The 12,467-nt window shown below is 38.2% G+C and carries 14 protein-coding genes; 8 read left to right on the top strand and 6 right to left on the bottom strand.

What is annotated here, in order from left to right; all coding sequences use genetic code 11:
* Window positions 1-37 precede the first annotated feature (37 nt).
* The 7 genes from P9B04_RS01770 (at window position 38) to P9B04_RS01740 (ending at window position 6,001) form a co-directional block, all read left to right on the top strand.
* The gene (locus tag P9B04_RS01770) at window positions 38-856 is read left to right on the top strand and encodes a carbon-nitrogen hydrolase family protein (protein WP_342053283.1); all 819 of its coding nucleotides are present in this window, start codon (window positions 38-40) and stop codon (window positions 854-856) included.
* A gap of 89 nt (window positions 857-945) precedes the next feature.
* Window positions 946-2,406: a glycoside hydrolase family 13 protein gene (locus tag P9B04_RS01765; protein WP_342053282.1), complete on the top strand. Its 1,461-nt coding sequence runs from the start codon at window positions 946-948 to the stop codon at window positions 2,404-2,406.
* A gap of 51 nt (window positions 2,407-2,457) precedes the next feature.
* A complete protein-coding gene (locus P9B04_RS01760; RefSeq protein ID WP_342053281.1) occupies window positions 2,458-2,745 on the top strand; it encodes a DUF2288 domain-containing protein in 288 nt (95 codons plus the stop codon).
* A gap of 131 nt (window positions 2,746-2,876) precedes the next feature.
* Entirely contained in the window at window positions 2,877-2,972 is a 96-nt protein-coding gene (locus tag P9B04_RS01755; protein WP_342053280.1) for a photosystem II reaction center protein T, read from the top strand.
* A gap of 180 nt (window positions 2,973-3,152) precedes the next feature.
* Window positions 3,153-3,713 carry a transcriptional regulator NrdR gene (gene nrdR, locus P9B04_RS01750; protein WP_342053279.1) on the top strand — a complete coding sequence of 187 codons (561 nt, stop codon included), beginning with the start codon at window positions 3,153-3,155 and terminating at the stop codon, window positions 3,711-3,713.
* 89 nt (window positions 3,714-3,802) lie between these two features.
* Window positions 3,803-5,167, top strand: coding sequence for a TrkH family potassium uptake protein (locus tag P9B04_RS01745; RefSeq protein WP_342053278.1), 1,365 nt, complete (start codon window positions 3,803-3,805; stop codon window positions 5,165-5,167).
* 141 nt (window positions 5,168-5,308) lie between these two features.
* Window positions 5,309-6,001: a potassium channel family protein gene (locus tag P9B04_RS01740; protein WP_342053277.1), complete on the top strand. Its 693-nt coding sequence runs from the start codon at window positions 5,309-5,311 to the stop codon at window positions 5,999-6,001.
* Here the strand turns inward: P9B04_RS01740 and P9B04_RS01735 are convergent.
* The 3 genes from P9B04_RS01735 to hisIE all read right to left on the bottom strand — a co-directional run bounded on the left by P9B04_RS01735 (window position 5,996) and on the right by hisIE (window position 7,863).
* Window positions 5,996-6,556: a deoxycytidylate deaminase gene (locus P9B04_RS01735; protein WP_342053276.1), complete on the bottom strand. Its 561-nt coding sequence runs from the start codon at window positions 6,554-6,556 to the stop codon at window positions 5,996-5,998. The two genes, P9B04_RS01740 and P9B04_RS01735, sit on opposite strands and share 6 nt — an antisense overlap.
* Window positions 6,557-6,603: 47 nt before the next feature.
* On the bottom strand, window positions 6,604-7,032 hold the full coding sequence (gene dut, locus P9B04_RS01730) for a dUTP diphosphatase (RefSeq protein WP_342053275.1): 429 nt from the start codon (window positions 7,030-7,032) through the stop codon (window positions 6,604-6,606).
* 186 nt (window positions 7,033-7,218) lie between these two features.
* Window positions 7,219-7,863, bottom strand: a complete 645-nt coding sequence (gene hisIE, locus P9B04_RS01725; protein WP_342053274.1) for a bifunctional phosphoribosyl-AMP cyclohydrolase/phosphoribosyl-ATP diphosphatase HisIE — start codon at window positions 7,861-7,863, stop codon at window positions 7,219-7,221.
* A gap of 413 nt (window positions 7,864-8,276) precedes the next feature.
* Between hisIE and P9B04_RS01720 the strand changes: the two genes are divergently transcribed.
* Window positions 8,277-9,482, top strand: coding sequence for a pentapeptide repeat-containing protein (locus P9B04_RS01720; RefSeq protein WP_342053273.1), 1,206 nt, complete (start codon window positions 8,277-8,279; stop codon window positions 9,480-9,482).
* Between the two features lie 555 nt (window positions 9,483-10,037).
* Here P9B04_RS01720 and lspA read toward each other — a convergent pair.
* The 3 genes from lspA to bioB are packed head-to-tail and all read right to left on the bottom strand — an operon-like array spanning window position 10,038 to window position 12,278.
* Entirely contained in the window at window positions 10,038-10,511 is a 474-nt protein-coding gene (gene lspA / locus P9B04_RS01715; RefSeq protein WP_342053272.1) for a signal peptidase II, read from the bottom strand.
* A gap of 8 nt (window positions 10,512-10,519) precedes the next feature.
* Window positions 10,520-11,164 (bottom strand): biotin transporter BioY, encoded by a 645-nt coding sequence (locus P9B04_RS01710; RefSeq protein WP_342053271.1) that lies wholly within the window; start codon window positions 11,162-11,164, stop codon window positions 10,520-10,522.
* On the bottom strand, window positions 11,127-12,278 hold the full coding sequence (bioB, locus tag P9B04_RS01705; protein WP_446717956.1) for a biotin synthase BioB: 1,152 nt from the start codon (window positions 12,276-12,278) through the stop codon (window positions 11,127-11,129). The genes P9B04_RS01710 and bioB overlap by 38 nt, the downstream gene beginning before the upstream one ends.
* Window positions 12,279-12,467: the final 189 nt, after the last annotated feature.

Here is a 12,467-nt window from a genome sequence, read left to right as displayed (position 1 = left end):
TCTATAATTACTGTAGCATTTTAACGAAAAGGAACTAATGAAACCTTATCTCGCCGCTGCCATTCAAATGACGAGTAAGCCCGACCTGGACAAAAATCTAGTGGAAGCTGAAGAACTCATTGAACTTGCTGTGCGTCGTGGGGCTGAGTTAATTAGCCTGCCGGAAAATTTCGCTTTTTTAGGAAAAGAAGAAGCAAAACTTACCCAAGCACAAGAAATTTCTCAAAAAGCCGAGAAATTTCTCAAAACCATGGCCCAACGTTTTCAAATCACTATTTTGGGTGGAGGGTTCCCTGTCCCAGTACAAGGTGACACAAGTAAGGCCTACAATACAGCTATTTTGATCGATCCCACGGGAAAAGAAGTCGCTCGTTATCAAAAAGTTCACTTATTCGATGTGGATCTTCCCGATGGAAATAACTATCAAGAATCAAGTACAGTTATGCCGGGAAGCCAGTTTCCCCCTATCTACCCTTCCCAGGACTTAGGTAATTTAGGACTTTCTATTTGTTATGATGTTCGCTTTCCGGAGTTATACCGTAATTTATCGAAACAAGGAGTGGATGTACTGTTTGTTCCTGCCGCTTTTACCGCTTTTACTGGCAAAGACCACTGGCAAGTTCTTTTACAAGCCAGAGCTATCGAAAATACCTGTTATATCGTAGCACCAGCACAAACAGGAAATCACTACGCCAGACGGTTCACCCACGGTCACGCAGTCATTATTGACCCTTGGGGAATTATTCTCGACGACGCAGGACAACAACCCGGTATGGCACTAGCAGAAATTAACCCCAACCGCATTAAACAAGTCCGTCAGCAAATGCCCTCTCTACAACATCGTGTCTTTGTCTAAAAAGAAAATCAACACTAAATCTCTACTTTGCCCTATGACTACCGTGATAGCATAGGGATCTCAGAAGGACAACCACTACCAAAGATTGCATGGCTATAAACACTCCCGACTGGGTGAAACACGCTGTATTTTATCAAATTTATCCCGATACTTTTGCGAGAAAAGTTCCCCCCCACCAACAATGGTTATTGGACGTACCCCTAGAAGACTGGGACATCCCCCCAACCTTTCAAGGATACAAAGGAGGTAACCTCTGGGGTGTAATAGATAAATTAGATTATTTACGGGATTTAGGGGTTACAGCCCTCTATTTTACCCCCATTTTTCGGTCAGCTAGTAACCATCGCTATCATACCCAAGATTACTACGCTATTGACCCTTTATTGGGAGATCGTGAAGCCTTCGACTTATTGTTGAAAACAGCCCACGAGAAAGGGTTTAAAGTGGTTTTAGACGGGGTGTTCAATCACGCTAGTCGTGGCTTTTTCTTCTTCAACGACATCCTCGAAAACGGTCCTAATTCTCCCTGGTTAGATTGGTTTAAAATTCAAGGATGGCCTCTATCGGCCTACGATGGAGATCGTCCAGCTAATTATGTCTCTTGGATCGATTACCGCGCCCTACCCCAGTTTAACCACAACAATGCAGGGGTGAGAGAATATATCATGCAAGTGGGAGAATATTGGTTGAAACAGGGGATCGATGGTTGGCGTTTAGATGTCCCTGACTGTGTGAAAGCAGAGGGTTTTTGGGAGGAATTTAGAGAGCGGGTAAAAGCAGTTAACCCGGAAGCCTATATCGTCGGAGAAATCGCTTTTAATGCTACTCAGTGGCTAGATGGAAAGCAATTTGATGGGGTTATGAATTATCCCTTTGGTCGCTTAACGGCGTGTTTTGTTATTGGCGATCGCGTGGATAAAGACACTATCCCCCATTTTTATCAACCTTACGAAACCATCGATGCAAGGGGATACGCCAAAGGAATCGAGGAATTATTAGCCCGTCATCCTTGGGAAATTCAGCTAACTCAGTTAAATTTATTGGATAGTCACGACACACCCCGATTTTTGAGCATTGCCGACGGCGATCGCACTTCGGTAAAGTTAGCCACCTTATTATTGTTTACTTTTCCTGGAACCCCAAACCTGTTTTATGGTGATGAAATAGGCATTGAAGGGGGTCATGATCCCGATGGCAGAAAAGGCTTTCCCACAGAAGAAAAGTGGGATCAAGAAACATTAGCGTATCATAAACAGCTAATTGAAATTAGAAAGAAATATCCCGCCTTACGCACAGGAAATTATCAAATTCTTGTTGCCGAAAAAGATATCTATGTCTTCGCTCGAATTTTAGGAGAAGAAGGTTTAATTATTGCAGTGAACAATGGGGAAGAAAAAACAGAAATAACAATAGATAAATTTGACAAAGCAGACTCAATTTTAGACACTAAACCAAATCAAATTATTTATGGGGAAGGATCAATTAACTGGGGTGGCAATCAGTTAAAGATAACAATTCCTCCTCGTTGCGCTCTAATCTTAGCTCCTTAACCAGTTATTCACTGATAACTGATAACCCAATTAATCAACTAATAATTATTTATGGAAGAACTCAAAAAACAACTAAAAAACGAGATGGCTGATGTTGATTGGAATGACATTAAACCCCATGCTCAAAGAGATGCTGTGATTGTGGTTAATGGAAAATTAGATCTATTAGAAGTAGGAGTTGCTATCGCTCAAGATGATAAAAAAGCCGTCGAACATTGGATTACGGAACAATTGATAAGTAAGCCATCAAATCAACAATTAAGCGATTGGAATATCAACTCAACTCAATTATTTAAAACTCTAATTGTACAACCCTTTGTTCTGGTTCAAAGTCTTTAACATAGTCAGCATTACTCAAAAAATACCCATTGCTTCTTAATGATAAAGATTGTACATAACGGGGGAGTCCATTCAATTCTGCCGATTTTTTGATACACTAGTGATGAAAATAATTTTAGGAAATTCTTAAAATGGAAAGTGTAGCTTATATCGTTGTTTTAGCAATGGCTCTTTCAGTCCTATTCTTTGCCATCGCCTTCCGCGAACCCCCCCGTATCCAAAAGTAGGTTTGAAAGTGTAACATCTCTGAAACCTACTGTCTCATACAAATTTCTGAGCCGCTTTTCCCTTTGCTTTTGGTTGAGGGAATCCTAAACGGCTCAGAATAGTCTGTTTTTCTGAAGCTTTTTAATGACCACAATATCTTACTTCTTTAACTCTCATTTTCCGTTACTACGGATAGTTCTATGCAATGTCCATACTGTCAGCATACCAATAGCCGTGTTTTAGAATCCCGTTCTTCTGAAGGAGGCCAAAGTATTCGTCGCCGCCGTGAATGCTTAAATTGTAAGCACCGTTTTACCACATACGAAAGGATTGAGTTCGTTCCCATCACCGTTATTAAACACGACGGCAAAAAAGAATCATTCGATGCCTCTAAGCTCTTACGAGGAATGGTGCGAGCTTGTGAGAAGACAGGAATTACTCATCAGAGGCTTGAGACAATTGTAGATGATATCGAGGCCTATTTACAACAACGTTCTCAACGAGAAGTTAGCACTCGTGAGATCGGACAGTTAGTTCTAAATTACCTACAAGGAGAAAACGAGGTTGCCTACATTCGTTTTGCTTCTGTATATGGTAAGTTTAAGGGAATTAAAGACTTTGTTGAAACTCTTGATAAACTACAACAAGAAACCCCATCTGCATCGCCATCTCAATGGTCTAACCATTCTACTAAAAATAGAGAAAAATCTTCGGCCTCTCCTTGTTTAAGTTTAAGCCATAATGCCCCTGATCATCCTTGAGTCATGATTGGTATGGTAAATAATTGACAAGAAATGAGCAATAATTGATAATAAATCAGTCCATACTTTTATAGATTTTATATTTTCTGATGACAATTGCTAGGACGATTTGTATCGGATTTCTTGCGGTAATTGCTATAGGAACACTACTATTAATGTTACCTTTTGCGACTCAAGATGGAAATTGGAATAATCCTTTAGTTGCTCTGTTTACCGCCACTTCTGCTGTTTGTGTTACTGGATTAATTGTTGTTGATACAGGAAGTTATTTTTCTTTTTGGGGTCAATTAATTATTTTACTTTTAATTCAAGTGGGAGGGTTAGGTTATATGACTACTACAACCTTTCTTATTTTGCTCTTAGGAAGAAGATTTGACCTTAGACAAAAACTAGCAATCCAAGAGTCTTTTGATCGTCCTTTTTTACACGGTAATAGTCAAACTCTAATTCGTTCCATCATTGCAACAACACTGGGTTTTGAGATTTTTGGTATTCTGTTAATGCTAAATGTTTTCTCTCAAAAATATGGTACTTTGCAAGGCTTATGGTTAGCTATTTTTCATAGTATTAGTGCTTGGAATAATGCAGGATTTAGCCTGTTTTCTGATAGTCTGATGAGTTTTAGTGATTCTCCAACCATTAATTTTGCTATTCCTTTACTAATTATTTTTGGTGGTATTGGTTATCAAGTTATTATGGAACTTTATATGGCTATTGTTCATCTAGTTACTAGAAAGCAGGAGAGGTTTATTTTTTCTCTGAATTTTAAGGTAGTAATCACCACAACAACTATTCTATTAGTAGCTGGAACGTTGATATTTTTTATAATTGAATATCCTAACCCTAATACATTGGGTAATCTTGACTTAAAAAGTAAATTCCTAACAGCATGGTTTCAGTCTGTAACCACAAGAACTGCAGGTTTTAACAGCATTGACATTGGAAAAATGAGTTTTTCAGGCTTATTTTTAACCATAGGATTAATGTTTATTGGTGCAAGTCCTAGTGGTACAGGAGGAGGAATTAAAACAACAACTTTGAGGATTTTAACTAATTGTACTCGTTCTGTTTTAAGAGGTAATGATGAGGTGGTAATGTTTAGGCGAGAAATTCCTGTATCATTAATCCTAAAAGCAGTGGCAGTAGTTTTCGGTTCCACTAATATGGTGGTATTAATGACCTTTTTAATTTACTTAAATGAGGGCATTTTTAACCCTAGTTTCTTTGAATCTGGAGTGACTTCATTTCAAGTATTATTTGAAGTTGTTTCAGCGTTTGCAACTGTAGGACTATCTGCAGGAATTACAGATAAATTATCAGCGATTTCTCAAATTCTGTTGATTGTAACTATGTACACTGGAAGGGTTGGAATTCTTCTATTTATGGCAGCGATCGCAGGGGAAACTCGTCCAAGGGTCATCCAATATCCGGAAGAAACTTTATTGGTGGGATAAGCATTAAATTCTAAGCATTCAGTTGTAATGGTTTCCCATTTAGAATGATAAATAATGGAACTCAATAGCTTAAAATTTGCCTATAATTTGATATAATAAATAAAAGCCAAACTATTGTTAAAACAAGGATGAGGTATTAACTTGAAATCCTTAAACTTTTTAAGTAGTCTCCGTAGAGAAACCCGTCAATTTGCTGTAATTGGGTTAGGAAGATTTGGCCGCGCTGTTTGTGAAACCCTCCATAAACTGGGGTACGAAGTGTTAGGAACCGACATCAATGAAGCTTTGGTTGCTCAAGTTTTAGCAGAAAAACGTGCTTCTAGTGCGATTGAATTAGATTCTACTAAACCTAATGCTTTAAAAGAAGCAGGAATCTTTGAGTTTGATACAGTTATTATTGCTATTGGTAACTATTTAGAAGAAAGTATTATTACCACTTTAAACGTCAAAGAAGGTGGGGTAAAATACGTCGTTTCTAAAGCTTCATCGGATATTCATGGGAAGCTTTTAAAAAGGGTAGGAGCAGATTTAGTGGTGTTTCCTGAATATCAAGGAGGATGTGATCTAGCTAACTTATTGACCCAAAATCCAGGGGTAATGGAACGTTTTGAACTCGATCCCGATCACAGCATTGTGGAAACTCGCATTCCAGAGGAGTTTCATGGCAAAACTATTGAAGAATTAAAGCTAAGAAGTCGTTATAATATTAGTGTTTTAGCTGTCGGAAAAGACGATAAATTTAATATCAATCCACCCCCTCAAGAAATATTAAATAAAAACCTCTCAATGGTTGTTATTGGTTCTAATAAAGCTATTCAGAAACTCCCATTATAAAGTGTGGCTATTTTCTAATCTTTCTCTAGCGACTGAGGTAGGATTTAAGAGAAATAAAGAGGCTCGTTTTGCCGTTTCTTGGGATAATTTTACCTGAGTTAAACTAACTAGCTGATCTTCTATAAAAGCATCTCTAACCAATACTTTATCTCCTTTGTTAAAATCACTTTCATAGAAAACTTCCCTAATACCAGCAGAAATAATTAATTTTAAGCAGGAAAGACAAGGTTCTAAGGTAACATAGATACTAGCTCCGTGGGTAGCGATGCCGTGTTTAGCTGCTTGTGCGATAGCATTAGCTTCGGCGTGGACTGCACGGGAAGGAAGACTACTGGAACTATCACAACTACTGAGTCCAGGGTAACAAAATCCCTGTGCTGTACAGTGAGCAGAACCGGACGGAGAACCGTTATAACCTGTTGCTAATACTTGTCTATCTTTAACGATGACGGCACCAACAGGAAAGGCTAAACAGGTTGAGCGAGTGGCTGCCAATTTAGCCATCATGATAAAATATTCGTGCCAAGTGGGTCTTTGTTCTTCAAGAAATGTCATTTTATTATTAAATGATTGATATGAAAATTAATATGAAAAGAATAACTTCAAACCCCCGTAGAACCAAAGCCTTTTTCCCCCCTCATTGTATCACTTAATTCCTTAACTTCCTCTATTTTAACCCGAATAACTGGGGTAATTACCATCTGAGCAATTCTCATTGCTTGAGTCACTTGAAACGATGTCTTACCATGATTGATTAAGATAACTCCTATTTCCCCTCTATATCCTTCATCAATGGTTCCTGGAGTGTTTAAAACGGTAATTTGATGTTTTAAAGCTAGTCCGCTTCTAGGTCGTATTTGTGCTTCTGTATTGGGGGGTAATTCTAAAGAAATTCCTGTTTTAATTAACCGGCTTTCTCCTGATGGTATTTCTACGGTTTCGATGGAGGATAAATCGAGTCCTGAATCATTATGATGTTCGTATCTAGGGGTGATAGCGTTTGGGTTCAATTTAATAATTTTTAGTTTCATTATAGGTTGAAAAAACTATGTATTTATCATCATTCATTCAATGTTACATCTTGATAAATATACCACTTTCAGAAGATAAATTATCAATAAAAGTTCGATATAATAAAGTTTAAAGCCTAGCTTTTCAAAGGAAAATTCTTGGCAGTGGGACATAAACTTCTATTACAAAAATAACCTCTGAATTCGTTAACGCTTTCTCTGTTGTAGATGACGATAAACATCTTTAATATCAACATGATGATAGGATAATGCAACTAATGTGTGATAGAAAAGATCCGCAACTTCTGAAGCGATCGCTTCTTTTTCGTCGTCTTTACAAGCCATAACTACTTCAGCAGATTCTTCACCTATTTTTTTAAGAATTTTGTTATCTCCTCCTGCTAATAGTTTACGTGTATAAGAACCCTCCATCGGATTATCTCGACGTTGACAAATAACCTCATAAAGTCCTGATAAAGTATCCGCTAGAGGTGCTATTTTTTCGTCATTTTCTAGTTGATGAAAACAACTTCTTTCCCCTGTATGACAAGCGATGTCTCCCACTTGTTCGATAGTAATTAATAGTGCGTCGCTATCACAATCGTACCGAATAGATTTAACCTTTTGAATGTGACCAGAAGTCTCTCCTTTATGCCATAATTCTTGTCTCGAACGACTCCAATACCAAGTCTCACCAGTTTGTAAGGTTTTTTGTAATGATTCTCGATTCATCCACGCTAACATCAATACTGTTCCATCTAAGTAGTCTTGCGCAATTGCAGGAACTAAACCCTGCTCATTATAGCGGATTTTATCTAAGGGGATAGCATTGCTTAAAGAATGATCAGACACAACAAAAAACCTCAATAACGCCACAAAACCATTGTCTTTTCTATCTTACTATCTATTTCTTCTAAGACTCTATGTTCTTTTTTTTATTTTAAGTAATGTTTCAAAATACAAATATTCTTAATGTTTTCTACAGTTTCTTGTATTAAATATGATATCTTAAGAATAGTAAGCCCAATGAATTTAATAGATGTGAGGACGGGGCTAAATAGAGATGCTTGACATCCTCTAGGATAATATAATCTACCAAAAATATCAAATTCTGAACTTTGATTATCAACAAAGTTTGTCACTTTGTGCTGATAACTCTAGGGAACATTTGTTAACCAATATATCGAAGTTCAATAAGATAATTCTTAAATCCAATTAACCAACAAAACTGATTCAAAAAAATTATCAAAACAACGGAGAAAATAATGAAAACCCTTACAGGAATGCTTCTATTAACATCATTAGTTTTGACCCCAGAGGTTAGAGCAGAAAACGCCACAGATTTGCAAACATTAATGGAAACAGGAAACTGTGTTGCCTGTGATTTACAAGATGCTGATTTACGCAACTTAGATCTAAGGGGTGCCAATCTTGAAGATGCCAATCTCATCAATACCAAACTCCACAATACCAACCTCAGCAACGCCAACTTAAAAGGGGCTAATTTAGTCAACGCAGACATGGATGGTGTCACCTTGAGCAATGCCAATCTGCAACAAGCACAATTGAGAGGGGTTCTAATGGTCAACGCTGACTTAGAAGAGGCCAACCTTCAGGGTGCAGACTTTACCCTTCACGATGGAGAAAGATCGATTTTGACTGGTTCTAATTTGCGTAATGCAGATTTAAGGGGAGCTTATTTGCGGGGGATTAAACTCAAAGAAGCCAACTTAGAAGGAGCAGATCTTTCCTATACGGATTTTTCCACCGATTACCCTGAAAATAGTACCTCGGAATCCGTTTTTAATGCGGCGTTGCTCGCTGTGCCTTTTGCCATTCCTGGGGCTGTTTTAGGGGTTGTGGGAGAGATTGTCATCCCTGAAGCGGCTTCTTTTAATGCGGATGTTAGCTATGCCAATCTTCAAGGGGCAAAATTAACCAATGCTAACCTGCAAGATATCAATCTCCACGAAGCTAATTTGAGAAACGCTGATTTACAAAATTCCAACTTACATCACGCTTATTTAGTTAACACGGATTTTAGTTATGCTAACCTAAGCGGAGCAAGGCTGAGCAACATCAATATGGAAGGAGCTAATTTTAGTAATTCCACCTTAATGCAAACAGACTTTCACCTTTCCTATTTGGTGAATGCTAATTTCAGCGATGCTAATTTAACTTCTGCTCAGTTAACAGAGGTTAACATGGAAAACGCTAACTTCAGTGGTGCTAATTTAAGGGAAACAGTTTTAAATTCTTCCTACTTAGTGGGTGTTAATTTGAGTGATTCTATCCTTAAAGAAGCCCAACTACAAGACATTAATATGAGTCGGGCTAATCTAGCCGGGGCTAATCTTCACAATGCTAACCTAGCCGATTCTAAACTGGACAATGTTAACCTATGTGGTGCGACTATGCCCAATGATGACATCTCCCAGGTTGGATGTACTGCTATTAATGTTCAGCAATAAGCTAGTAATGGAGTGGGCAATTTGCCCACTCCATTACTAGCTTATAAACCTGAGTTCCATTTTCTCTATTATGTTACTGTTATTAAAGTTCCAGTTTCGCATTTTAGTGAATTTTGGTTGTAATCGAATAGGTTCAAGAATCATTCCTGTTTCTTGAGGAAGTGTATTAAGATAATTTTGATAAGATATATTTTGAGAGATATCATTACTCTTAGCAATATGTTCTAAAAAATAGGGATTATTAGTTATATTTTTCCAATTAAAATTAGAATCATTGCACCAAGGTTCTTTTGTAAAAAGATGATATTTATAACCAGATACAACCAAATCTCTAGGATCTCTAATAAAATGACTTCCTTTATAATAATGAACTATTACATCAGATGGAAATATATTACTTTGAGGAATGGAAAATAGCTGACGACGTAGTGATGTTAGTTTTTCTTTTACTCTGTTTTGTCTTTTAATTATAACTATGAGATATTTAGCTAGAAAGCTAATTATTTAGTCTATAATCATGTATTATCAAGAAACTATAATCAACCACAACGGAAATTACTTAGAAACTTTATTAGACGATTGGGGATAAAAACTAGCGAACAACAGAAAAAGGATCCCGATATTAATAAAAACATCAGCTAAATTAAATACAGGAAAATTAACCAAACGAAAGTCTAAAAAATCAACTACATAGCCGAACAAAAAACGATCTAAGCCATTACCTAATGCACCGGCTAAAATAAAACCATACCCTAATTGTTCTGTGATTTTCATTTTTTCTCCCCACCAAGCTAAAGCCATTAATGCTAAACTGACTCCCAAAGAAAGCCAGCGCAACCATTTAGCACCCCCTTCAAAAAAACTAAAGGCAGCCCCTGTATTAATGACATAAGTAAAGTGGAAAACCCCCAACCACAACGGTATAGTATCACCAATATTAGGAAATACTTGCACCACCCAGTATTTCGTAAGTTGGTCTAACCCAAAGCCAACTAAACCGACTATCCAAAACCAACGATTTTTTTTCACGAATATGATTAGTAAAAGAGAATATAACGCAAAATAAAAGCAATAACAGCTACGGCACAAACTACCACCAATTGTCCAGGAATTGGCTCTACAGAATAATCCATAATCAGGTCAACCAGACTATTAGATGGTAACTCAGAGGGGATTAAGAACCATAGTCCCACTAAATAAATTAAGCCACAAACATGGATAACTAGTAAACCTCCCATAGCACTGATGGCTAAAGATTCTAATTTTCTTCTTCTTTGGAACGCTAACCAGCCGCACAACCAAGCACCAGGCATAAATCCTATAATGTAACCGAAACTCGGTTGTTGCCAATATTGTAGACCACCCCCCTGAGCAAAAATAGGATACCAAAATAAACCTAAGAAAATGTAGGCTACTTGAGCGAGAAAACCAGCATTTTTGCCCCCCATACAGCCAGTCAAGAGAACAGCCCCCACTTGAAAAGTGACCCCAAGAGGCAAACTATTGACCCCCTCTTGAGGCCAACTCCAGGGTATATTGGTTACGAAAGCTTCAACAAAGGTGCTGAATATGGTTAGTAATAAGCCGATTATCGCCCAAAGCAGTTCATTGGCAAAAGACACCGTTGATGAGGATTGTTTGGTATTAGTGAGCTTGTTTCTGCGTTTGCGTTTGATATTCACCAGGAATTGGAGCCTCACCCCCTTGTAATCCTAAAGATTCTAGCATAGCGTGATCTTCTTCTGGGGGTTGTCCTAAAGTTGTTAGGTAATGTCCAATCAGCATAGCATTAATACCTGATTGTAACCCGAGACTTTGTAATTTTCCCATTACCGCTTCTCGGCCACCAGCGTATCTTAAAATTTGTTCGGGGAGAATGAAACGAAAAATAGCGATCGCTTTTAGGGCTTCAAAAACATCTAATTTCGGTAAATGACCTAAAGGGGTTCCCTCTCTGGGGTTGAGGAGGTTAAGAGGAACAGAATCTACTTCTAAGTCTCGTAGGGAAATGGCTAAGTCTACCCGATCTTCCCAACTCTCTCCCATACCCATAATTCCCCCTGCACAAGCCTGTATTCCTGCTTTTTTGAGGTTTTTAACAGTTTCCACCCGATCACCCCAAGAATGGGTAGAAGCGATGGAACTATAATAATTTTCGGAGGATTCTAGGTTATGGTTATAACGACTGACACCTGCTTGTTTAAGAGCTTCTGCTTGTTCTAGGGTAACTTCTCCCAGGGCGCAACAAGGCTTAATGTTAGTTTCAGTGGTAATTTGTCTGACTGTTTCTAAAATTCGCTCAAATTCCCCTGACTTGGGGCTATTATATTTAGGCCCTCTTCCCTGGCTAACTAAACAGAAGCGTTTGGCCCCGGCCGCTTCAGCCGCTTTGGCTTGAGCAATAATTTCATCGGAAGATTTTAAACCATAGGTAGAACTATTTTTCCCTTGATGGTGAACAGACTGGGAGCAAAACTGACAATTTTCTGAGCAGTTACCGGATTTTACGTTAACAATACTACACAGGTCTACCACATTGCCACAACAAGCCTGACGAATGCCATCAGCCGCTTCGCAAAGCAACACAATGTCGTCTAAGTCTTCTATTTTTGTTAAAGTTAAAGCCTCGCTTTTGTTAAGGCGATGACCATTGATGATGCGTTGAGCGAGGGTATCTAACCAATGTTTTAGAGCGGCAGTTTCTTTTGGTAGGGACCGAACTTGAGGTGGTGGAGAAGATAATTGAACCACGATAGTCTTACCTGATGCTGTTTTAGGTCTTATGAATTGTATCATTTGATGGTTTTACCCTCAGCTTAGTAGCAAGAAATCTTTAAACTTATCACCCTACCTAACCCGGTCCCAGAGAGATTTAACCCCACAATTTATCTTTAATGTCGGGGTGAAGACCCCCGTTACACGAATGTTAGCGGTGGGATGAAACCCCGACCAATGAATGAAACTGCGTAGCATCCATATTTTAGG

It is taken from the genome of Crocosphaera sp. Alani8, assembly GCF_038442745.1.
Lineage (GTDB): Bacteria > Cyanobacteriota > Cyanobacteriia > Cyanobacteriales > Microcystaceae > Crocosphaera.
This window is presented reverse-complemented; position numbering and strand designations above follow the sequence as displayed.